Here is a 23515-nt window from a genome sequence, read left to right on the forward strand (position 1 = left end):
AGCCCTCAAGCTCAGTCATTTTATCGCCCCGGTCGGCCAGTCTTGCCGGGGCGGCGCTTTTTGCGGGCAGTTTCTGCCGGGTCTTCATAAGAGCCGACACCAGCGCGTTCACGACGGATGATCGCATCATCCGCACCCGCTGGCTTTTCCGTGCGCTTAACGGTCATTTCATCCAGCGTGTTCTTGCGGAACAACGGTTTGGCCATATCCGTGCCCGGCCCCATATTCTCGAGCGAAGGCTTGGCAAAGAGCGATTTCTTCGGCTCGTCATCGACCGTGCGGTGAACCTTCCGGCCAGCATTGTGACGGCCCTTGGTACGGCCTGTGACCGGGCTTTCCAGTTCCACTTCACGCGCCATCGGATCATCGGCAATCGCCAGTTCCATCTCACGCAGGCGCTTGACCTCATCACGTAGTCTCGCAGCCTTCTCGAAGTCGAGATCGGCAGCCGCATCGCGCATCTGCTTTTCAAGATGTTCAAGATGGGCGGCAAGATTGTTGCCCATCATCGAACCTTCTTCGGCAAAGCCCGAAATATCGGCGCGGACGTGATCTTGCTCGTAAACAGAGTTGAGAATGTCCGATATATTCTTCTTCACAGAGGCAGGCGTGATACCATGCTCAAGATTGTAGGCTTCCTGCTTTTCGCGACGGCGGCTGGTTTCATCCATCGCGCGCTGCATCGAGCCGGTGATGTTGTCGGCGTAAAGAATGACCTTGCCGTCAACGTTACGCGCCGCGCGACCAATCGTCTGCACCAGAGAGGTTTCCGAACGCAGGAAACCTTCCTTGTCGGCATCCAAAATGGCGACGAATCCGCATTCCGGAATATCCAGACCTTCACGAAGCAGGTTTATGCCCACGAGCACGTCGAATGCGCCAAGGCGCAGATCGCGGATGATTTCGATACGTTCCAACGTGTCGATGTCCGAGTGCATATAACGCACACGAACGCCCTGTTCGTGGAGATATTCGGTCAGGTCTTCCGCCATGCGCTTGGTCAGCACCGTACAAAGCGTGCGATAGCCCTTGCGCGCAGTTTCGCGGATTTCGCCCAGCACATCATCAACCTGATTTTTTGCAGGGCGGACTTCAACCGGCGGATCGATCAGGCCGGTCGGGCGGATGACCTGTTCGGCGAACACACCGCCAGCTTCTTCCATTTCCCATTTGCCCGGCGTTGCCGATACCGCAATGGTCTGCGGACGCATGGCGTCCCATTCCTCAAAACGCAGCGGACGGTTATCCATGCAAGATGGCAGGCGGAAGCCATATTCGGCCAGCGTCGCTTTGCGCCTAAAGTCGCCGCGATACATGCCGCCAATCTGTGGAACAGTCACGTGGCTTTCGTCGAGGAAAACCAGCGCATTGTCTGGAATATATTCGAATAGCGTCGGCGGCGGTTCACCCGGCTGACGCCCCGTCAGATAGCGCGAATAGTTTTCGATGCCGTTGCAGACACCCGTTGCTTCAAGCATTTCAAGATCGAAATTGGTGCGCTGTTCAAGACGCTGTGCTTCGAGCAAACGGCCCGCGCGGTTGAGTTCTGCTAGGCGATGCTGCAACTCTTCCTGAATGGACTTGATCGCCTGATTAAGCGTTGGGCGCGGCGTCACATAGTGCGAATTCGCGTAGATCTTGACTGATTGCAGATCGCCGGTCTTTTGAGCGGTCAGTGGGTCAAATTCGGCGATGGTTTCAATCTCATCGCCAAACAGCGAGATACGCCATGCGCGGTCTTCCAAGTGGGCCGGGAAGATTTCAATCGTATCGCCACGCACGCGGAACGAGCCGCGGACGAAGTTGATATCCTGCCGCTTATATTGCTGTGCCACGAGATCGGCGAGAAGCTGACGCTGGTCGAGCCGGTCGCCAATCTTCATCTCAAACGTCATGGCCGTATAGGTTTCGACCGAACCGATACCGTAAATGCACGAAACAGAGGCAACGATGATGACGTCATCACGCTCAATCAGCGCACGCGTTGCTGCGTGGCGCATCCGGTCGATCTGTTCGTTTACTGTCGATTCCTTTTCAATATAGGTATCCGACCGTGCCACATAGGCTTCGGGCTGGTAGTAGTCGTAATAGGAAACGAAATATTCGACGGCATTGTTCGGGAAGAAGTTTTTAAACTCCCCGTAAAGCTGCGCTGCAAGCGTCTTGTTCGGCGCAAGAATGAGCGCAGGGCGCTGCGTTTCCTGGATGACCTTCGCCATGGTAAAGGTCTTACCGGAGCCGGTGACGCCGAGCAGAACCTGTGTGCGGTCCTGATCATCAAGGCCGCTGACCAGATCGCGAATAGCGGTTGGCTGATCGCCGGATGGCTCGAAGCTCGATTCCATCTGGATCGCAATGCCGCCTTCCGACTTGGGTGGCCGGGCAGGGCGGTGCGGTGTCCAGAGTTCGCCGTTCTTGAACAGCGGATTGCCGGATTCAATCAGATCGGACAGTGCCTTGACGGTCGCTGTCGCGCCGGTTGGGTTCAGCGCGGTTGCGTCTTCAAGGCTGATGTCGAGACCGGAAACCGGGTTAAGGCCCGCGGCAGCGCGTTCTTTTGCGGAAGCTGCGCCACCCATTGAAGTACCGCGTGCGCTACGTGAAGATTCTTTGCTGCGCTCAGGCACTTTTTTGGGTGCCTTTGGTGCTTTGGCTTTCGGCTGAGGCTTGTCGGCCTCTTCGCCAATGTCTTTGGCCCAATCAGAGATCGAGCCTGAGAATGGTGTGCCTGACAAATCGCGCTGTGGCACTTCGCCAAAGCCGCGTGTTTCGTCATGCGAATCCTGAGTGTATTTGTCTTTTGAGGAGGCCATGGACACAATATGGAATTTCGCAGCACAAATGAAAAGGGTGCAGCGATTAAAACCGCCGCACCGCATATCAGATTTGTGTGGCTCCTGACATCAGGCTGTCAGGAGGTGTCACTTACCATCGTCCTCTTGGGCGCCAGCGATCGCCCGGACCGTAGAAATTGGGGTGGTATCCGGGGTGGTCACGCCAGCCGGGGCGATCACCCCAATGTGGTCTTGGTTGTCCCCATTGACCGGGGCCGCGCCAACCCGGACCCGGACGAAAAGGTCCTGGACCCCAACCAGGCCCCCAGCCGGTATTGTATGGGCGTCGTCCCCAACCCCATCCCGGGCCGTCATCCCAGCGATTGTTATTGTTGATCGTCGATCCAATTACGAGGCCTGCAATAAGTGGAATGCCAATCGCAGCAGCAGTCGGGCCGAAATTATCATTGGTGGTATAGCCGCCGCCCGTTTGCACGGCGATGTAGCGGGATGACGCCCAGCCATCAAGACCGCGATAATTGACGCGGCACCAACCATATCCGTTGGTGCAGCCTGCTACATTGAGTACGACGCCATTTGGAATGCGTCCCATAGATTGATATTGAGTGCCGGGGCCGGTACGAAGATTTATAGTAGCTGTCGCTAAGCCGCTGGCCGCCTCGGCATTGCTTGCAAATAAAAGTCCTAATGCAACAATAGAAGATGTTATTATTGTTTTCATTTGAATATCCTTATATTTGTATATAAATCTAAGATATTATCTTTTTATTATTTTTACTTTAACGGATCAAACTTGTTCTACTTTGATGATTAATAATTGTAATTTTACTAGATTTTTAAATGATGGATTTTATCGCATGGCTGTAGTGCGCATGTCGCACTTTTCCTCGTTCACGGCTTACCGCATACTCCGCCCGACTCTGTTCAGGTGATTGAAGGAAACATTGATGATTGATTTGAACGCGCCAAAGGGCATGTTAACCGTGCGTACACAGGCCATGCCGAATGATACCAACGCAGCGGGCGATATTTTCGGCGGTTGGGTTATGGCACAGATGGATATTGCAAGCGCTATTCGCGCTTCAGAACGAGCCAGGGGGCGCGTTGTAACGGCGGCTGTGCGCGAAATGTCGTTCGCGAAGCCAGTCAAGATTGGCGATGTACTTTGTGTTTACACTGAGATTACGCGTGTTGGTCGCACGTCGATCACGCTGCGCGTGGAGGCGTGGGCACAGCGTTATCTCGCAGAAGAGATGGATCTGGTGACGCATGGCGAGTTCGTTATGGTTGCGCTTGACAAGAGCGGACAGCCAACGCCGGTTCCTGCGGAATAATAATGTAAAGCCTGGATATGTCCGGGCTTTTTGCTATTTGCAGGCGCGATAACCGCTGCGGCGCTGCATCAGATCGAAGTGAAAATGATCTGCGTGTTCGCGGTTATAGCCGGGTCCGAGGACGGTCGTGAAATAAGAGCAGGCATCGGAGCGCACGCTGTTGAGCAGACCTTTTTCGCGGAAGGCGAAGAAGCCGGGTTCGCGAACGGTGATGCTCTTGCCGTTGTTCAGAACGATTTTCGTAACATCGATGGCATTGCCGCTGGAATGCTCCGACATTTTCGCCCCGCGACGGTGGTTCATCGTGCGACAGGAATAGCCGCCCGCATTGTGGATCGTGTTGATGCCTGAGAGGTAACGCAAACGCGCTGACGGTTGCAGGTCGCCCTTGATCCAGCGTGCGAAGGCTTCGGTCACCTCGCAATTCAATGTTGCTGCTGGCTTGAAAGCGATGTTGCCGCTGTTGAAACCGCGCACTTCAATCGGGTTGTCGATGCGACAGCTTCCACCCTGATTGATCGGCGATTTTTCGGTGAAGACCACACCAAGGCGCTTTAAGCGCGTTCGGCAGGCGGCTTCGGAATTCGACATCGCATAGATGTTTTCAACCGTGCTGACAGGATTTTGCACTGGCGTGGCAAAGCCATAGTCGCCCGCGTAATGTGGCTGTGTTTGCGTTGTCATCTCATTTGCGTTGTTTTCGATTTCCTCAGCGAGACCAACCACACGCGGTTCCCGTGGCGCTTCTGGCGGCACAACGATATCCGCATTGGCAATGTCTGCCTGCGGTCGCGGCGGACGATCACCCGAACAACTGGCTAAGAGTGTCAAAAGCGCAAGACCTGTTGGCAATGCATAACGATGAAAGCGGTTGGACAACGCAAAACTCATGTCCCTGCCTTTCATTCTGGAAACGGTTCTGCACGCATATTAGCCCATAAGCGTAAACGAACAGTCAGTGCTGCTGTTAAAGCCTATGGCGATAATCGGGCAGACCGTGGTCATAAGATTGGCGAAATCTCCACGGCACTCTGCTAACACTATCTTGCGGTTGAGGGCCAGACCGCGACATGATCCTTCCGGTCCCCAAAGTTCTTCCCATGTCAGCACTCATTTCGCCAAGCGTATTGCCGATTCTGCTTCTCATCGGCTCAAACGTATTCATGACCTTCGCCTGGTACGGGCACCTGAAATTCACCAGCACGCCGCTGATAACGGTGATTTTCATCAGCTGGGGTATCGCGCTGTTTGAATATTTTCTGGCAGTACCCGCCAATCGTATCGGGCACGAAGTCTATTCAGCAGCACAGCTCAAGACGATACAGGAAGTTATCACGCTGGTGATTTTCAGCCTGTTCTCGATCTTTTACCTCAAAGAAGCTTTCACTTGGAATCACGTGATGGGCTTTGCGCTGATTGCTGGTGGAGCAGCGCTGATTTTTCGCGGGTAGTTTTTTCGCAGTTTTGCTGGAAATGCGGGGTTATTCAGCCGCTACTGGGATTGGTTCCGCTCTGCGTTTCCAGAACATCGGAACCAATTCCACTGCCATCATTGCGATAAATAACAGTCCGCAACCGATAAAGCCGATAAATGTCAGGCGGTCGCCGAGGAAGATTGCACCAAACATTGCGGCAAAGATTGCTTCGGATGAGAGGAAAATCGCCGCTTGCGCTGACGTTGTATAACGCTGGCCAATGGCTTGCAGCGTAAATGCGACGCCTGATGAAAAGACGCCTGTAAACAGCAGCTCTTTCCACGTCAATGCAATGAAATTCCAATTGATGTCTTCAACGACAACAGCAATGGCCAGTCCGGCAACAGCGGCGGTGGCAAACTGTACGCAGCTTAGCGTTATGGGTCGGCCTGCACGATTGGCACGGCTGATCAGCAAAACCTGCATGGCCCAGAACACTGCGCCGATGATGACGAGCCAGTCACCTTGTTTGAGTGCGCTTAAAGTACTGCCAGACAGCAGAAATATCCCTGCAAGACAGGCAACGGCGCTTGGCCAGACAATCGGGTGCGGCCAGTTTCGAAACACAATGACACCCAGCACGGGCACCATCACAACATAAAGGCCGGTGAGAAAGCCTGCATTGGTAACGGATGTGGTGATGAGGCCGATCTGTTGCAGGACAAGGCCGGTGAACAGCATCGAACCCACAAGCATGAAATACAGATAGTTCGAACGTTGCAGTCTATGGGGTGATCGTCTGCCTTCGGCAATCGACCATGGCAGCACAGTGATTGCGGCAATAGCCGAGCGGACACCGATAAACAGAAATGGTCCGATGCTGGCCATCGCGGTTGATTGCGCGACAAAGCCCATCCCCCAAATGACACCCGCCAGAAGAAGGAGTAAATTTGCCTGAACGCGTGTCATCATTGCCTCATAAATGCGGGATCAGGTTAGCGGCTTGGCGCGTCATCCCTTCGCGGCTATGCTATAGGCAATAGTCGATAACGGCGGCAAGGGATTTCCTTGCGCGGCGTATTTGGGGATGCTTTTTCGGGAGGGGCTACATGTTTTCTTTTCTCACTAGAAACAAAGTAATTCTGGCAGGAGCTGCGCTTGCGGCAGTTTTGGCCAATGCTGGGCCCGCCAATGCGGCTTTCAAGCAAATTCGCGATAGCTGGGTTCAGTGCGATTTCGCATCCAATTGTACGCTTGCGCTTAAAAGCACGGATAATGGTCCGATATCATTCAGTCTCTATCGCAGCAGTGCGGTCAATTCGCAGCCTTCGTTGCGTCTGTCCGGCTTTGATCAAAGCGCTAAGGCTGGCAAGATCGCTGTTGCGGTTGATGGCAAGCAGGTGATTTCTTTCGACCTCTCGGCGATGAAGCTCGATGATGGTCAAGGCTATTATGAAAATGCAGCAGACGTAAAAAAGCTGCTTGATGCCATGAAAGCCGGTCAGAAGCTGACGCTGCAATATAATGGCAAAACATATAGCTATTCGCTCTCAGGCTTCGTTGGCGGGTTGATTTACATGGATGAGCAACAGTCGCTGAACGGCACTGTTGCGGCTTTACAGGCCAAGGGCAATAAGGCGGCTCCACCCGCTCCAGACGTGTCGCAAATTACAACGATCAATGAACTGCCAGAGTCTATTCGTAAAGATTTCAGTGGCGAGGATTCGGTTTGTGGCACTGACGACGGAGACCCTTTTCAGAATGGCGGCGGATTCAATGCAAAAATAGCCAATGGAACGAACCTCATTGGCGTGCCATGTGGTTCTCCGGGTGCATATAATCAGCCCTATGCTTTTTATAGTCAGTCAGATGACAAAGTGGTTCCGATCTCCTTGCCGACTATCTCGGATGATGGCCCGAGCACTGTTGATCAAGCTTGGAACATCGACTGGTCGCAATCCTCCAAGACATTGACTGCCTTTTTCAAAGGTCGTGGTATTGGTGATTGCGGAACCTATGATGTCTGGAAGGCGACCGACGACGTGGATGGCAAAGTGCGCTTCGTTCTTCTTGAAGAGCGCTCTAAAGGCGATTGTGACGGCAACTATGCCGGTGGTCCCGAAAAATGGCCTGCAAGCTGGCCTGTCTCGAAAAAATAGCGCGATTTACGCGCATAATTAACAGGCTGAAATTTTTGTTCGTGAAATGATCTTTTAAAATGCTATAGTTTCACCAACATCTCTTTGAACGGTTCCGAAGCGATTGCTTCGGGGACCGTTTTCTTTTTGTGTGCCGCCGGGTGATTTCACCTGTCGGACGGTGATTTTGGTTCCATTGTGAAGCGAAATCAGGCGGGCAATCAAACTGCCGCTGCACTTAAATCCCGAAGGGAAGTGTAGCGGGCGATGGAAAGGACTGGACTGGGTATGGAAAAGTTCCCGATGACCCCTAGCGGTTTTGAAAACCTCAAGGAAGAACTGCGCACGCGTCAGCAAGTTGAACGGCCAAATATTATTGAGGCAATTGCTGAAGCACGTGCGCATGGCGATCTTTCCGAAAATGCGGAATATCACGCAGCGAAAGAAGCGCAGAGCCTCAATGAAGGTCGCATTAACGAGCTGGAAGATCTCGTTGGTCGCGCCGAAGTTATCGATGTCACCAAGCTTTCCGGCGACAAAATCAAGTTTGGCGCCACCGTTACGCTGATCGATGAAGATAGCGAAGAAGAAAAAGTCTATCAGATCGTTGGCGATCAGGAAGCCAATGTGAAGCAAGGCCGTATTTCGATTTCTTCGCCAATCGCACGCGCACTTATCGGCAAAGGCGAAGGCGACACGATTGAAGTCAATGCACCGGGCGGTTCGCGTTCGTACGAGATCATCGGCTTCAAGTTTATCTGATGTCTGATGTGACGGTTCCTGTCGATGAGGTTGAGGTCGTTGCGCCGAATTTCAAGCACCGCCTTTCTGGTGTAACTTCAACCATCGTGCAGCTCATCCCTTTGCAACGCGCAAAGGGATTGGGCATCGCAACAATGGGACCGGGACTGCCTGAGAGCCTTCCGCATCTTGGCTGGTCGGCTCTTTTCTCCTTCTGGAAAAGGCCCGCAAAGCGACGCTTTCGCATTTGGCATGCGCGTCGCAACATTGAAATGCTGGCCGGAATTTTCATGCGTGATGTCTTGCGCATGAAAATGCGGCTGGTGTTTACTTCCGCTGCACAGCGTCATCACAAACCCTTCACGAAATGGCTGATCCGCCGCATGAACGCGGTGATTGCGACCAGTGGCCGCTCGGGAAGCTTTCTTGAAGTGCCGCATGACGTGATTATGCATGGCGTTGATCTTGAACGGTTTCATCCGCCAGTGGGCGAGGATGATCAGTTCAGTGCATCAGGCTTGCCGGGCAAATATGCCATTGGTTGTTTTGGGCGTGTGCGTCATTCCAAAGGCACAGACCTGTTTGTCGATGCGATGATTGCGCTTTTGCCGAAATATCCGGATTGGACAGCGATCATAACTGGCCGCACGACGTCTGAGCATCAGGCATTTGAAGATGATCTTAAAGCGCGTATTGCTGCGGCAGGCTTGCAAGATCGTATTCGTATTCTTGGCGAAGTGCCGGATGTGCGCATCTGGTATCGGCGCTTGACGCTCTATGTTGCCCCGTCACGCAATGAGGGCTTTGGCCTGACACCGCTTGAGGCGATGGCTTCAAAAACCGCTGTCGTTGCAAGTGATGCTGGCGCTTATTCGGAAATGATCGTTGAAGGCACGGGTAGTTTTGTTGCAGCCGGTGACGGCAACGCTTTGCGTGATGCAATTGAGTCTTATCTGGCAGATCCGGCAATGGCTGAGCGTCATGGTGAAACCGCGCTAACATATGTGCGCGAAGCGTTTCCGCTCGAAAAAGAAGCTGCTGCAATCAGCGCAGTTTACGAGCGCGTATTTAACAGCTGAGTTATTGTCCAAATAAAAAAGCGACTGCGCAGGACGCAATCGCTTTTTCTTGGAATTTTGTCTGATCAGAGAATCATCAGCGGTTCGTCCTTAACCGGACGAATGGTTAGTGCTGTGCGGACCGAATCCACATTGGGCGCTGCTGTCAGTTCTTCGATGACGAAAGTCTGGAACGTGTTGAGGTCGCGGGCAACGCAATGCAGCAGGAAGTCAGATTCGCCTGAAACCATCCATGCGCGGCGTACTAGCGGCCACTGCTTTGTCTTCTCAGCAAAAGCCTTCAAATCGGCATCTGCCTGGCGATGCAAACCAACGGAACAGAAGGCTACCAGATCCTGACCAAGTGCGTTGCCATTAAGGATTGCACGATAGCCACGAATAACGCCGCTTTCCTCAAGTTTGCGCACACGACGCAAGCAAGGAGGGGCGGAAATTCCGACCCGTTCGGCGAGTTCGACATTAGTGATGCGCCCGTCATTCTGGAGCTCCCGAAGGATTTTCCAATCGATGTCGTCCAGATCAGCCTTAATAGGCATATAAAACTCCGCGCAAGGAAATTTCAGTCAATTGTAATTTTAAAACACTCAGCGCCATTATAGCGCAATACTATCTTGCTCATACCAAAAGAAGCGAGTGGATGTAAACCGCTTAAAGCGTCGTTAAAGCGCGTTGTGCTCAATCTTATCGGCAGAGCATGCTTTAACTTTTTTACGCATGTCTTTACCCCAAAACCGGTTCCCACTTTTGGGAGACATGCTCTATCGCATCCAGAAAGTGCGTGTGAAGAGGATAAAGATTGTGATGAGCTCAAGACGGCCAACCAGCATCAGAAATGAAAGCACCCAGAGTGCTGGATCATGGATGGTGGAGAAGTTGCCGACCGGACCGATGACATCGCCAAATCCCGGTCCAACATTGGACAGCGCCGTCAGTGCCCCTGTGAAGGCCGAGACGAAATCGAGGCCGAGAGAAGCCAGCAGAACTGCGCCGATAACCAGTGATGCAATGTAGAGAAACAGATAGAGCAGGACGTTTTGCGCGATCTCGCCTGACACTTCAGAAGAGCCGTACCGGATTTTGATGACCGCGTGCGGCATCACAAGGCGAGCGAGATTAGCGCGTGTCAGGCTCCACAGGATGATCAAACGGTTCATTTTAATGCCGCCGGAGGTCGAGCCTGCGCAGCCGCCAAGGAAACAGGCGAGAAAGAAGATACCGATGGCTGGTGGACCCCACAGCGAATAATCTTCTGTGGTGAAGCCAGTCGTCGTGATGACCGAGACAAAATGGAACGATGCGGCAATCAGCGCATCGCCAAACGGAATATGTGTGCCAAGCCGCAGGACGATTGCAAGAATGAAGCTGAAACCAATCACGATGGTGAAAAAGAGCTTCACCTGAGGGTCTTTTAAAAGCTCCGTGCGTCGGGGCATGAAAGCTTTGATATACAAAATGAAGGGCAGGGCGGACAGCACCATGAAGACGGTTGAAACCACCAGCAGCATCCGGTTGCCTTCATAATAAGCAAACGAGTTGTCGTGGGTGGAGAAGCCCGCCGTTGCCACCGTTGCCAGACCATGATTGACAGCATCAAAGATGCTCATGCCAACTGCAAAATAAGCAATCATGCAGGCAGCTGTGAGGCTGAGATAGGCGATGATGATGCCAAGCGCGATCTGGTTCATGCGCGGCAAAATCTTCTCAGACTTGTCTGAGTTTTCCATATGGAAAAGCGCCAGGCCACCAGCGCGCAGCGATGGCAGCATCAAAAGCGCCAAGCCGATGAAGCCGACACCCCCGATCCAGCATAAAAGCGAACGCCACAGCAAAATACCGCGCTGCATGTCATCAAGGCCGGTCAGAGCGGTCGCGCCCGTTGAGGTGACGCCCGACATGGCTTCAAAAAATGCCGTCGCATAACTGATCGGCAGATGAGAGAAATAAAGCGGTATCGAGCCGAGAAAACTTGCTGTAAGCCATAAAGAAGCTGTCAGCAAAAAGCCAAGACGGGGCGTAAAGCGCGTATTCTGGTTTTGTGTGGCGAGCAGAATCAGTAGCGATAATGCGCCGGTTGCCGCAGCCGAGCGGATAAAGATCAGCCAATCGTCACTGCCGTCGCGCAGGTCGATAGCCGCAGGCAGCAGCATTGCAACAGCCATAACGAGGCCGAAACGCGCACAGATATTGGCGACTGTCTTATAAATGGCGGTCGGCTCCAGCGTTTTTTGAAAGCGCCCAGCGTCTTTTATAAACGCAATGTATTCTGTGTCTTTAACGCGGGAATTTGCCCGCTGCAATGCACCTGTGACTTATAGCCTTGCTGAAAGGCCACAAGCTGTGGGCGAAGGCCGACAAACGCCGCTCAAACCTTGCAATGGCGGGTTTGTGAACCTACCTTGTCAAACAATATCAGGATATTGGCAAAGCAGGGTGCAGGAACGTTTTTCTCACTTGCCGAAAATGGCCTGAAACGATTTTTGGACCGGAGAACTCCCTATGTCACAGCGTCACGCGCCCGTTATCATCATCGGCTCAGGTCCGGCGGGTTATACCGCCGCAATCTATGCAGCGCGTGCGATGCTTAAACCGATTATCATCACGGGTTTGCAGCAGGGTGGTCAGCTGATGATCACCACCGATGTTGAAAACTATCCGGGCTATGCGGAACCTGTTCAGGGTCCATGGATGATGGAACAGATGGCGACGCAGGCTGAGAAAGTTGGCGCGGAAATTCTTTATGACATCATCACTGAAGTTGACACTCAATCGCGTCCCTTCCGCCTGATTGGCGATGGTGGCACGGTTTATACCTGCGATGCGCTGATTATCGCAACTGGTGCACAGGCCAAGTGGCTTGGCCTTGAAAGCGAACAGACCTTTATGGGTGGCGGCGTTTCGGCTTGTGCGACCTGTGACGGTTTCTTCTATCGCGGCAAGGATGTTGTGGTTGTTGGTGGCGGTAATACCGCTGTCGAAGAAGCGCTGTATCTTTCGCATATTGCAAAGAGCGTGACTGTAGTTCATCGCCGCGAAGGCTTCCGCGCTGAGAAGATTATGCAGGACCGTCTGCTGTCGCGTGATAACGTTAAGGTCGTTTGGAACAGCGTGATCGACGAAATCGTCGGTACGGAAGCAAAGCCACCAGTGGGTGCGACCGTGACTGGCGTGCGTCTTAAGAATATTGTCACCGGCGAAACGCATGTTCACGATGCACATGGCGTTTTCATCGCCATTGGTCATGCTCCTGCCGTTTCTTTGTTTGAAGGCAAGCTCAAGCAGAAGCCAAACGGCTATCTGTGGACTGCGCCTGATTCGACGGCAACCGATGTTCCGGGCATTTTTGCTGCTGGTGACGTCACCGATGATATTTACCGGCAGGCAGTTACTGCCGCTGGTATGGGCTGCATGGCGGCGCTTGAATCCGAGCGCTATCTGGCTGCACAGGAACCGCTGCACGAAGCTGCGGAGTAATGAGAGGGGGAGAAGGTGGTCGCACCACTCGACTGGGATAAACTGCGCATATTTCATGCCGCCGCAGAAGCGGGGTCGTTTACCCATGCCGCACAGACATTGCATCTGTCGCAGTCAGCTATTTCGCGCCAGGTTAGCGCGTTGGAACAGGATGTGGGAGTGCCCTTGTTCCATCGCCATGCACGTGGCCTTATTCTGACGGAACAGGGTGAAACGCTCTATCGCACAGCGCATGACGTGCTGATGAAGCTCGAAAATGTGCGTTCCAAGCTTGCAGAGAGCAAGGAAAAGCCGACGGGTCGCCTGCGTGTGACCACGACGGTTGGTCTTGGTTCTGGCTGGCTGATTGAGCGCATTCAGGAGTTCGTCGAGCTTTACCCGGATATTCAGTTGCAGCTTATTCTCGACAATGAAGAACTGGATCTGACCATGCGTCACGCGGATTGCGCAATTCGTTTGCGTCAGCCGCAGCAGCCGGACCTGATCCAGCGTCGCCTGTTCACCGTGCATATGCACGTCTATGCATCGGCGGGTTATGTTTCCAAACATGGAAAGCTCAATTCCATTGACGAAATTGACCAGCATCGCGTGGTGACGTTCGGTGAGCCTGCGCCAAGCTATCTGACAGGGTTGAACTGGTTGGAAGTCGCAGGTCGTACGGACGGAAGCTCACGTATTCCTGTCTTGCAGGTCAATAATCTTCTGTCGGTGCGTCGTGCTGTGCAGCGCGGCGTCGGCATGGCGGTTCTGCCTGATTATATGGCCGACAAGGAATCCGGCCTCGTGCAGTTGTTGCCTGATCTTGAGGAAATTCCGTCCTTCGATACGTTCTTCTGTTACCCGGAAGCGTTGAAGAATTCGGCAAAGCTTCATGCTTTCCGCGACTTCCTGTTTTCAAAGGCGCGTAACTGGACCTATTGATCTGTCCCAAAGTTTTTAAGAAGGCCGCGTAGCATTCCTTACGCGGCCTTTTTCTTGGATATTGTTAAGCCGGTAGGTTCTCTTGAGGCTTTAGCTTTTCCCGGTTCAGATTACTCGGATAAACCTCATGCATGACATCATCAATGACGTGATGTGTCAGTGTTTCGATATCGACGATTTTGCTTGTGGCTTTGTCATCAAGATCATGAATGACCGCACCGACAATCCGGTCTCCGGGAAGTTCACGATCTATCGCCTGCGCAACAAAACCCGCTGACGGTGCCCAGACATAGCTTATTCCTGCCGCTTCACCCAACCATGCCCGATGAAGGTGGCCGCTTGCGTGAAGCTGCACGTTATGGCGTGCAAAAAGCTCCATCAAACGCTGGCGTGGAACAGGTGGAATACCCCAGAGCCCGGTTTCGCCTTCATCCGGGCTGTCAATGAACAGCGGCTTGTGGGCGAAAACAGCAACAGGGCGGCCTTCGCTATGGTTGAGCTGTTGTTCGAGCCAGCAAAATTGCTCTTCTTCCAGCGCTGAGCCATCACCCATAATCAGACTGTTGAGGCCGATAAGCAGCCATTGTCCGAAATTCAACGTCCAATATTCAGGACCAAAATGGTCGCGCCAGCGTTCTAAGCGTTCGGCATTAACCGGTTGCCGGCTTGCCGGTAAATGGCCAATGTCATGATTGCCCGGCAGACAGAGCATCGGAGCGGGAAGGTCTGCCATTAGTTCACGACAGAAGATCAGATCGTCTTCCACATCTGCGCCATCAATCGTGAAGTCGCCGGTATGGATAATGAGGTCTGGTTTCTGATCAGCCATCCAGTCGATAAGCGGCGACCAGTTGCCGTTGAAGTGCGGCTTGGTTGGGCTGAGATGCGTGTCGGTAATCTGGATGATCCGCAAGATAGGCTCCGGCGCAGCGCGATGGGGAGAGAGGCTGCGAATTTTAAACGGTATCTAGGAGTGTCTCATGACAGATAGGTTGCAGTTGGATGATTGTTTGATGACAGACATCAGATGGTCTGATTTGCTTGTCCGTGTGATGTCTTGCCATTTTATGAGGCATGCATAATGGCTGTGTGCCTTTCGTTTAGGCGGCTCATTAATGCAGTATGAAGAAACATGATTGGTTGGTTAATGTGCAAGCTATTGATTTTAATTGATAATATTGAATGATGTAGCTATGCAAAAAATGCATGGCTGCATTGTGTTAAAGTTGAGTTGCAAAAACAATAATCACAAGGCATATAAGAGTCATCTCAGCGCTGCGTTTCCTCCTCCCATTTGCGCGCGCTGAGTGTTCCCCTCTGGAGGTTTGCCTCAATGGCACCTTCAAAACTCAAAGCCAGACACTTGTCTGGCTTTTTTTTTGGCTTTGCGCCGGGGCAGATGGTTTTGCTAGAAATACCGATACGAAAAAGGGGCCTTTCGGCCCCTTCGTCGTTCTATATCTTAGGAGTTTAGCGCAGGCTTGCGCAGAAGCGCTGAATGCGTGAGCAGGCTTCTTCGAGCAGCTCATCCGAAGTCGCGTATGAAATACGAAAGTTTGGTCCAAGGCCGAAAGCCGAACCGTGAACAACGGCAACGCCTTCTGCTTCGAGCAGTTCCGTTACGAAGTCTTCGTCGGTTTCGATAACTTTGCCAGCTTCCGTCTTCTTGCCGATCAGGCCAGCGCAGGATGGGTAAACGTAGAACGCGCCTTCAGGTGTTGGGCAATGAATGCCAGTTGCCTGATTGAGCATGGAAACAACCAGATCGCGACGCGCCTGGAAGATTTCCTTGTTCTTCGGAATGAAGTCCTGCGTGCCGTTCAGTGCTTCAACAGCTGCCCACTGAGCGATGGAACAAGCGCCGGAAGTCTGCTGACCCTGCACCATGTCCATAGCCTTGATAAGCTGCAGCGGACCTGCTGCGTAACCAATGCGCCAGCCGGTCATTGCATAGGCTTTCGACACGCCGTTCATGGTGAGCGTGCGGTCATAAAGCGATGGCTCAACCTGCGCAGGCGTCGTGAAGACGAAATCGCCATAGACGAGATGTTCATACATGTCGTCGGTGAGGATCCAGACCTGCGGATGACGCACGAGAACGTCGGTCAGCGCCTTCAGTTCGGCTTCGGTGTATGCCGAGCCGGTTGGGTTCGATGGCGAGTTGAAGATCAGCCACTTGGTCTTTGGCGTGATTGCCTTTTCGAGATCAGCAGCGGTCAGCTTGAAATTGTCTTCGATCTTCGTGTTGACGAAAACCGGGGTGCCGCCGTTGATCGCAACCATTTCCGGGTAGCTTACCCAGTATGGCGCAGGAACGATGACTTCATCACCTGGGTTCAGCGTCGCCATGAAAGCGTTGAACAGGATCTGCTTGCCGCCGGTGCCGACGATGACCTGTTCTGGCTTATAGTCGAGGCCGTTTTCGCGCTTGAACTTAGCAACGATGGCCTGACGCAGCTCAGGAATGCCAGCAACTGGGGTATACTTTGTTTCGCCGCGATTGATCGCGTCGATAGCAGCCTGCTTGATATTGTCTGGTGTATCGAAATCGGGTTCACCCGCTCCGAGACCAATCACGTCCTTGCCCTTGGCTTTCAGTTCACGTGCTTTCTGGCTGACCGCGATGGTCGCAGATGGTTTTACACGGGAAAGGGCGTCGGCGAGAAATGCCATGATAGATCTCCATAGATGGCAGGATCAGATAACCGGCACCGGGCGTGGTCCGGTCTTGCGGGCTTTCTATGTCGCATTGCCGCACGAATCGCAACAAAAGCTTTGCAGTTTCGCAACAAATTCCGCGGTCTCGCGCAATTGTGTTGCTTAAAAGTTCTGATCCATCAGCGATCCGCGCATATTCGTTCAACGAAACTGATTGGACAGCTTGCAACGGGATCGACATCTTATAGCGATACAGGAGAAGCAGATGCTCACGATCTACTCACAGCCAGATTCTGGAAATTGTTATAAGCCGCGGCTTTTGCTCGCGAAACTTGGCAAACCTTTTAAGCACGTCACTGTTTCCGCGCTTGATGGTTCGACCCGAACGCCGGAATATCTGGCCAAAAATCCAAATGGCAAGGTTCCGTTGCTCGAACTTGAAGATGGGCGCTTCATTGCCGAATCAAATGCAATTCTTCTCCATCTCGCAGAGGGCACAGCCTATCTGCCAAAAGATGCTTATGAGCGTGCGCTTGTCTATCAGTGGCTGTTCTTCGAGCAATATAGCCATGAGCCTTATGTTGCGGTGCGCCGGGCTTTGATGGTTTATCCGGAGCGCGCACGTGATGCGACGCCTGAACAATTGGCATCAACGCTCTTTGGGGGCGACAAGGCGCTCAGCGTGATGGAAACGCAGCTCAAGAAAACGCCGTTTCTGGCAGGCAATACTGTAAGCATCGCCGATATTGCACTCTATGCTTATACGCATGAGGCCCATCGCGGTGGATTCAATATGAATCAATATCCAGCTGTTCAGGCGTGGCTTGCGCGTGTGGCTGCCGATAAAGGCCATGTTCCAATGGATTGGCTGCCCTGAATTCTAATAAAGAAAAAGGCGGGGTGTTACCCCGCCTTTTTCTTTGCTTTATGGGCAAAACTTATACTGCGACGAGGTTGTCTGCAGACGAACGGCCCGAACGACGGTCTTCAACGATTTCGAAAGAAATCTTCTGACCTTCGTCAAGCGTGGTCAGACCAGCGCGCTGAACAGCAGAGATGTGGACGAAAATGTCCGTGCTGCCCTGATCAGGCTGAATGAAGCCGAAGCCCTTGGTCGTGTTAAACCACTTAACTGTTCCCGTAGCCATGGGAAATTCCTTTGTAACATTAGTAGTCGTTAGTCCGTATGCTTCGCACACGTCCCTGTGGATCGAATTTATGGACAGGAGATCGTCAGGAAGCACGGCAGGCCGGGCGGGTCGCAAAGTCACTTGACCGAAAAATCGATTGCCGAACTATATGCGACAAATTTGACCAGCACAAGACAGGCTTTGCACTCTCTAAAGGCCTATTTTCGTAATGCTTTTTCTCATTTCCTCGGTTCTGCGGGGAAAGGCTTTTGTGAGAAGAGTTGTGGTCACTCCATGTTTTTCAGAAGGTTTTTAGAGTGTCTCGCCCTATCCTCGCGTGAAAGTTACATCTTATATGTACTCAAGACCGCGCGAGTTGTTGAAAACAACAGGATTCCGTCTGGTTTTGGTCACTATATTTCGTCAGTAATAGCGGCAACGTGAAATCGTACATGCGATGAGGAAAGACGTGGTATCCCAGTCAAAGCAGGATGAGCCGCAAGGCGTTGATCGTCGCCTCATGAAGCCGCAAGCTGAAGTGCTACCGGACGGCAACGATCTTTTCTCTCAAGTCCGAATGATGATGAGTGCATTCTGGGTCTCTCCAGTGCGCAATCAGCTGATTGCTCTGGGAGCTGGCATATTTGCGCTGATTGTTCTAATTGCTGTTGGGCAGGTGGCGATCAATCGCTGGAATGTGCCTTTCTATAATGCGTTGTCTGATCGCAATCTGAGTGCCTTCTTCCATCAGCTGCTGATTTTTTTCGCGATTGCAGGCACGGTTCTCGTTCTCAATGTGTCGCAGACTTGGCTGAACCAGATGTTCAAGCTGAAATTGCGTGATGGGTTGGCCCGCGATCTCGTTGGTCAATGGTTGCAACCGGGCAGGGCGTTTCGTCTGGCAAAGGCGGGCGAGATTGGCATTAATCCCGATCAGCGTTTGCAGGAGGATGCGCGGCATCTCGCGGAAACAACCAGCGATCTGGGCATCAATCTGCTGCAATCGACGGTCATTCTTGTAAGCTTCGTCGGCGTGCTGTGGTCGCTTTCGAGCGGCTTTGTGTTTCACGTTTGGGGCTATAGTTTTTCTATTCCCGGTTACATGGTTTGGGCGGCTGTGTTTTATGCAGGTTCTGCTTCGCTGCTGTCTTGGTTTGTCGGCCGTAGCCTCGTTAATCACAATGCAGACCGCTATGCGCGTGAGGCTGATTTCCGCTTTTCGCTGATGCGCGTGAATGAGCATATTGATGCGGTGACGCTGGCGCGTGGTGAGGCCGATGAGCGCCGCAGACTGGATCGCGATCTTGATGCGGTGTTGCTTGCCATAAAGCGCATCGTTATTGCTACGACTAATCTCACATGGGTTACGGCAGGCTATGGCTGGTTTACCATCGTCGCGCCGATCCTTGTCGCTGCCCCTGTTTATTTCTCAGGTGGGCTGACATTTGGTGGCTTGATGATGGCGGTTGGCGCCTTCACACAGGTGCATAATTCGCTGCGCTGGTTTGTCGATAATTTTGGTGCGATCGCTGACTGGCGGGCAACGCTTCTGCGTGTCGCGAGCTTCCGGCAGGCGATTTTGCGTATGGATGAGATCGGCAATCTTGATCGACAGATTGCCGTAGAGACCAATACGGACGAGCAATTGACGATTGACAATCTGTCGATTGCAGCGCCAGACGGTTGTCTCAATCTTGTTGAGAAAAATGTGGTCATCAATCCCGGTGATCGTCTGCTCGTAACGGGTGCCACCGAATCCGAGCGTAGTATGCTCTTCCGCGCACTCGGAGGCCTATGGCCTTGGGGCAGTGGGCGGATTGGATTGCCTGCGGGTGATCGCGTGGTTTTCATTCCGCATGCGCCGTATATCCCGCCCGGTAATTTGCATGATGCGGTTGTCTATCCTCTCAACGCTGCCGACTTTTCAAAAAATCAGGTTGCTGAGGTTTTGGGATTAGCCGGGCTTGAACGACTGGTGCCGCAGATTGATCGTGTTGTGCGTTGGGATCGGACATTGACGGCTGACGAGCAACAAAGCCTCGCTTTGGCGCGGTTGGTGCTGCAAAATCCAAGCTGGATTGTCATTGATGGCACACTGGATGGCATGGACGAAGATGCACGCAAGCGCGCTTATGATATTCTGGAAGGGCCGCTGAAAGCCGCATCCGTGATCCATATTGGCAAGGGATTGGGCCATAATGGCTTATTTCCGACCAAGCTGCATCTTGAGATTGATTTAGACGCTACGCCACTGCGCTTGCCGCATCAATCCTAAGCAAGAGCTTAAAAATAAAAAGGCCGCAGATATTCATCTGCGGCCTTTTTTAAATTGCTCATGTAAAGCTTATGCGCGGAAGTAATCCTGAAGCGGACGAACTTCCATTGAACCAGCCTTGAGTGCTGCAATGGCTTCTGCGGCAGCTTCGGCACCAGCCATGGTGGTGTAGTAAGGCAGTTTCTGCATCAAGGTTGCGCGGCGGATCGATTTGCTATCCGAAACAGCGCTGGCACTGTCGGTCGTGTTGAAGACCAGATGGATCTGACGATTACGGATCGCATCTTCAACATGCGGACGGCCTTCGATGACCTTGTTGATCTTGACCGCTTCAATGCCATTTTCTTCAAGGAACTTCTGCGTGCCGCCGGTTGCCATGACCTTGAAACCAATGCTTGCCAGCTTACGCACCGGGCCGAGCACGCGTTCTTTGTCTTCGTCACGTACCGACACAAACACCGTGCCTTCACGAGGAAGCTCTACACCTGCGCCTAGCTGCGCCTTGGCGAATGCCAGTGCGTAGTCGTAGTCGAGGCCCATAACTTCGCCGGTTGAGCGCATTTCTGGTCCGAGCAGCGTATCGACGCCGGGGAAGCGTGCAAACGGGAACACAGCTTCCTTGACGGCGATGTGTGGACGCGCACTTGGCTGTGGCTTGCCGCCATAGGCATTGAGTGCTTCTTCAAGGCTTTCGCCAGCCATGATGCGGGCTGCAACCTTGGCAATTGGCGTGCCAATAGTCTTTGCGACGAATGGAACGGTACGCGATGCGCGTGGGTTCACTTCAAGAATGAAGATTTCATCATCCTTGATGGCGAACTGCACGTTCATCAGGCCGCCGACGTTGAGTGCCTTGGCGAGCAATGCTGTCTGGCGTTCCAGTTCAGCGACGATTGTTGGCGAAAGCGTATGCACTGGCAGCGAGCAGGCGCTGTCGCCGGAGTGAATACCAGCTTCTTCGATATGCTCCATAATGCCGGAAACATAGCTGGCCTTGCCATCGCAAAGGCAATCAACGTCCACTTCGATAGCCTGTGTCAGGTAGGTATCGAACAGAAGCGGGTTCTTGCCGAGAAGCGTGTTGATCTGGCCAGTCTTGTCGTTCGGATACTTAGCCTTGATGTCTTCTGGCACCAGTTCAGGAACGGTGTCGAGAAGATAGGTCTGCAAGCCGCGTTCATCGTGGATGATCTGCATGGCACGGCCACCCAGAACATAAGACGGACGAACAACCAGCGGGAAGCCGAGGTCAGCAACAATCAGGCGGGCCTGTTCAACCGAATAGGCAATGCCGTTCTTTGGCTGGTTGAGACCGAGCTTGATCAGGAGCTTCTGGAAGCGGTCGCGGTCTTCTGCAAGATCGATTGCATCTGGCGACGTGCCAAGGATCGGAATGCCAGCCTTTTCCAGTGCATTTGCAAGCTTGAGCGGTGTCTGGCCGCCGAACTGAACGATCACGCCATGGAGCGTGCCTTTTTCCTGCTCAACGCGCAGGATTTCCAGCACGTCTTCAGCTGTTAGTGGCTCAAAGTAGAGACGATCTGATGTGTCGTAATCGGTGGAAACGGTTTCCGGATTACAGTTGATCATGATGGCTTCGTAATCGGCATCATTAAGCGCGAAGGCCGCATGGCAGCAGCAATAATCGAACTCGATGCCCTGACCGATACGGTTTGGACCGCCGCCGAGAATGACAACCTTCTTGCGGTCCGAAACTTCTGCTTCCGAACGCGGCTGACCAACGAAAGGTGTTTCGTAGGTCGAGTACATGTAAGCGGTTGGCGATGCAAATTCCGCAGCGCATGTGTCAATGCGCTTATAGACTGGATGAACGTCCAGCTCGTTACGCAGCTTTGCAACATCTTCAGCATCTTTACCGATCAGGCTTGCAAGGCGTGCATCAGAGAAGCCCATGGCTTTGAGCATACGCAGGTTTTCTGCGTCCTGCGGCAGACCGTGTTCGCGAACGCGGGCTTCCGTCAGAACGATCTCTTCCATCTGTTCAAGGAACCATGGATCGATTTTCGATACATCGTGGATCTGTTCCGTGGTCAGGCCAAGGCGCATTGCCTGTGCAACCATACGCAGACGGTCCGGTGTTGGCGTGCCAATGGCAGCGCGAATTGCGTTCTTTTCGTCGCCTTCTTCAATGTTCGGAATGGCGATTTCATCAAGACCGGTGAGGCCGGTTTCAAGACCGCGCAGTGCTTTCTGCAAGCTTTCCTGAAAAGTACGGCCGATGGCCATAACTTCACCAACCGATTTCATGGCGGTGGTCAGAATTGGCGAAGAGCCCGGGAATTTTTCAAAGGCAAAACGCGGGATCTTGGTGACGACGTAGTCAATCGACGGTTCAAACGAAGCAGGTGTCGCGCCGCCGGTGATGTCGTTGTCCAACTCGTCCAGCGTGTAACCAACGGCAAGTTTGGCTGCGACCTTGGCAATCGGGAAGCCGGTTGCCTTGGAAGCGAGTGCCGAAGAGCGCGACACACGTGGGTTCATTTCGATGACGATCATGCGGCCATTGGCCGGGTTGATCGCGAACTGAACGTTTGAACCGCCGGTTTCGACGCCGATCTCGCGCAATACCGCAATCGAGGCGTTACGCATGATCTGGTATTCTTTGTCGGTCAGTGTCAGCGCAGGAGCGACGGTAATCGAGTCGCCCGTATGCACGCCCATTGGATCGAGGTTTTCGATCGAGCAAATGATGATGCAGTTGTCCGCCTTGTCGCGAACGACTTCCATTTCATATTCCTTCCAGCCGAGAACCGATTCTTCGATCAGCACTTCGGTGGTTGGCGACGCATCAAGACCACGCTCGATGATCTCGAAGAATTCCTGACGATTATAGGCAATGCCGCCGCCGGTGCCGCCGAGCGTGAAGCTCGGGCGGATGATCGCTGGGAGGCCAACGTAATCCATCGCCTGCGCAGCCTTTGCAAGCGCATGGCTCATATAGCGCTGCTTACGTTCGACTTCGCCGAGCTGCCATTCGGTTTCGAGCTTGTCGAGCGCCTTGTCGAGGTCGTCGCCCGAATATTGCGACTTCACTTCGTTGCGCTTGGCTTCGTGACGCTTGCGGTCTTCGTCTTTGATTTCGGTCGCGTTGGCGAGCATCGAATTCGGCGTGTCGAGGCCGATTTTGTCCATGGCTTCGCGGAAAAGGGCGCGGTCTTCGGCTTTGTCGATGGCTTCTGCGTGCGCGCCGATCATCTCAACATTGTAGCGCTCAAGAACGCCCATACGGCGGAGCGACAATGCAGTGTTGAGCGCGGTCTGGCCGCCCATGGTTGGGAGGAGCGCGTCCGGGCGTTCCTTGGCGATGATTTTAGCAACAACTTCCGGGGTGATTGGCTCGATATAAGTCGCATCTGCCAGATCCGGGTCGGTCATGATCGTGGCCGGATTGGAGTTGACGAGGATGATGCGGTAGCCTTCCTCTTTCAGCGCTTTACAAGCCTGTGTGCCCGAGTAATCGAACTCGCAAGCCTGACCGATAACAATTGGGCCCGCGCCGATGATCAGGATGGACTTGATATCTGTACGTTTCGGCAT

19 protein-coding genes and 1 pseudogene are annotated in these 23515 nt (G+C 53.1%); 9 read left to right on the forward strand and 11 right to left on the reverse strand.

Going from position 1 to position 23515, the window contains the following annotated elements:
• Positions 1-20 precede the first annotated feature (20 nt).
• Positions 21-2813, reverse strand: a complete 2793-nt coding sequence (gene uvrB, locus J2782_RS01055) for an excinuclease ABC subunit UvrB (protein ID WP_310011028.1) — start codon at positions 2811-2813, stop codon at positions 21-23.
• A gap of 112 nt (positions 2814-2925) precedes the next feature.
• A complete protein-coding gene (locus J2782_RS01060; RefSeq protein WP_310009763.1) occupies positions 2926-3516 on the reverse strand; it encodes an SH3 domain-containing protein in 591 nt (196 codons plus the stop codon).
• 226 nt (positions 3517-3742) lie between these two features.
• Here J2782_RS01060 and J2782_RS01065 point away from each other — a divergent pair, with 226 nt between their 5' ends.
• A complete protein-coding gene (locus tag J2782_RS01065) occupies positions 3743-4129 on the forward strand; it encodes an acyl-CoA thioesterase (RefSeq protein WP_310009764.1) in 387 nt (128 codons plus the stop codon).
• A 33-nt stretch (positions 4130-4162) separates the two neighbouring features.
• Here the strand turns inward: J2782_RS01065 and J2782_RS01070 are convergent, their stop codons facing one another.
• Entirely contained in the window at positions 4163-5020 is an 858-nt protein-coding gene (locus J2782_RS01070) for an extensin-like domain-containing protein (protein ID WP_310009765.1), read from the reverse strand.
• Positions 5021-5229: 209 nt separating this feature from the next.
• Here J2782_RS01070 and J2782_RS01075 point away from each other — a divergent pair, with 209 nt between their 5' ends.
• Complete coding sequence (locus tag J2782_RS01075; protein ID WP_250038795.1) at positions 5230-5580, forward strand: DMT family protein; 351 nt, start codon at positions 5230-5232, stop codon at positions 5578-5580.
• A 30-nt stretch (positions 5581-5610) separates the two neighbouring features.
• Here J2782_RS01075 and J2782_RS01080 read toward each other — a convergent pair whose 3' ends face one another.
• The gene (locus J2782_RS01080; RefSeq protein ID WP_310011029.1) at positions 5611-6513 is read right to left on the reverse strand and encodes a DMT family transporter; all 903 of its coding nucleotides are present in this window, start codon (positions 6511-6513) and stop codon (positions 5611-5613) included.
• Positions 6514-6653: 140 nt separating this feature from the next.
• Between J2782_RS01080 and J2782_RS01085 the strand changes: the two genes are divergently transcribed.
• The 3 genes from J2782_RS01085 to J2782_RS01095 all read left to right on the forward strand — a co-directional run bounded on the left by J2782_RS01085 (position 6654) and on the right by J2782_RS01095 (position 9502).
• Positions 6654-7703 carry a DUF1176 domain-containing protein gene (locus J2782_RS01085; protein WP_310009767.1) on the forward strand — a complete coding sequence of 350 codons (1050 nt, stop codon included), beginning with the start codon at positions 6654-6656 and terminating at the stop codon, positions 7701-7703.
• Positions 7704-7970: 267 nt separating this feature from the next.
• A complete protein-coding gene (gene greA / locus J2782_RS01090; protein WP_250038972.1) occupies positions 7971-8444 on the forward strand; it encodes a transcription elongation factor GreA in 474 nt (157 codons plus the stop codon).
• Positions 8444-9502: a glycosyltransferase family 4 protein gene (locus J2782_RS01095; protein ID WP_310009768.1), complete on the forward strand. Its 1059-nt coding sequence runs from the start codon at positions 8444-8446 to the stop codon at positions 9500-9502. The genes greA and J2782_RS01095 overlap by 1 nt, the downstream gene beginning before the upstream one ends.
• A gap of 65 nt (positions 9503-9567) precedes the next feature.
• Here J2782_RS01095 and J2782_RS01100 read toward each other — a convergent pair whose 3' ends face one another.
• Both J2782_RS01100 and J2782_RS01105 read right to left on the reverse strand, forming a co-directional pair.
• Complete coding sequence (locus J2782_RS01100) at positions 9568-10038, reverse strand: Lrp/AsnC family transcriptional regulator (protein ID WP_007875947.1); 471 nt, start codon at positions 10036-10038, stop codon at positions 9568-9570.
• Between the two features lie 222 nt (positions 10039-10260).
• Positions 10261-11661 carry a TrkH family potassium uptake protein gene (locus tag J2782_RS01105; RefSeq protein ID WP_250038973.1) on the reverse strand — a complete coding sequence of 467 codons (1401 nt, stop codon included), beginning with the start codon at positions 11659-11661 and terminating at the stop codon, positions 10261-10263.
• 337 nt (positions 11662-11998) lie between these two features.
• On the opposite strand from J2782_RS01105, the gene trxB reads away from it, so the two are divergent.
• Complete coding sequence (gene trxB, locus J2782_RS01110; RefSeq protein ID WP_250038798.1) at positions 11999-12973, forward strand: thioredoxin-disulfide reductase; 975 nt, start codon at positions 11999-12001, stop codon at positions 12971-12973.
• 15 nt (positions 12974-12988) lie between these two features.
• Complete coding sequence (locus J2782_RS01115) at positions 12989-13894, forward strand: LysR family transcriptional regulator (RefSeq protein WP_250038799.1); 906 nt, start codon at positions 12989-12991, stop codon at positions 13892-13894.
• 64 nt (positions 13895-13958) lie between these two features.
• Here J2782_RS01115 and J2782_RS01120 read toward each other — a convergent pair whose 3' ends face one another.
• From J2782_RS01120 to J2782_RS01130, 3 genes and pseudogenes are all read right to left on the reverse strand, one after another.
• Entirely contained in the window at positions 13959-14807 is an 849-nt protein-coding gene (locus tag J2782_RS01120; RefSeq protein ID WP_310009770.1) for a metallophosphoesterase family protein, read from the reverse strand.
• 351 nt (positions 14808-15158) lie between these two features.
• A pseudogene (locus J2782_RS01125) lies at positions 15159-15345 on the reverse strand (hypothetical protein); the annotation flags it as partial.
• A 19-nt stretch (positions 15346-15364) separates the two neighbouring features.
• Positions 15365-16567 carry a pyridoxal phosphate-dependent aminotransferase gene (locus J2782_RS01130; RefSeq protein WP_310009771.1) on the reverse strand — a complete coding sequence of 401 codons (1203 nt, stop codon included), beginning with the start codon at positions 16565-16567 and terminating at the stop codon, positions 15365-15367.
• 250 nt (positions 16568-16817) lie between these two features.
• Between J2782_RS01130 and J2782_RS01135 the strand changes: the two genes are divergently transcribed.
• Positions 16818-17429, forward strand: a complete 612-nt coding sequence (locus J2782_RS01135) for a glutathione S-transferase family protein (RefSeq protein WP_310009772.1) — start codon at positions 16818-16820, stop codon at positions 17427-17429.
• A gap of 61 nt (positions 17430-17490) precedes the next feature.
• Here the strand turns inward: J2782_RS01135 and J2782_RS01140 are convergent, their stop codons facing one another.
• Positions 17491-17700, reverse strand: coding sequence for a cold-shock protein (locus J2782_RS01140; protein ID WP_250038802.1), 210 nt, complete (start codon positions 17698-17700; stop codon positions 17491-17493).
• A gap of 502 nt (positions 17701-18202) precedes the next feature.
• On the opposite strand from J2782_RS01140, the gene J2782_RS01145 reads away from it, so the two are divergent.
• Positions 18203-19957, forward strand: coding sequence for an ABC transporter ATP-binding protein/permease (locus J2782_RS01145; RefSeq protein WP_310011031.1), 1755 nt, complete (start codon positions 18203-18205; stop codon positions 19955-19957).
• A 69-nt stretch (positions 19958-20026) separates the two neighbouring features.
• On the opposite strand, the gene carB is transcribed toward J2782_RS01145, so the two are convergent.
• A complete protein-coding gene (gene carB / locus J2782_RS01150; RefSeq protein ID WP_310009774.1) occupies positions 20027-23515 on the reverse strand; it encodes a carbamoyl-phosphate synthase large subunit in 3489 nt (1162 codons plus the stop codon).

The organism is Brucella pseudogrignonensis (assembly GCF_031454375.1).
GTDB lineage: Bacteria > Pseudomonadota > Alphaproteobacteria > Rhizobiales > Rhizobiaceae > Brucella > Brucella pseudogrignonensis_A.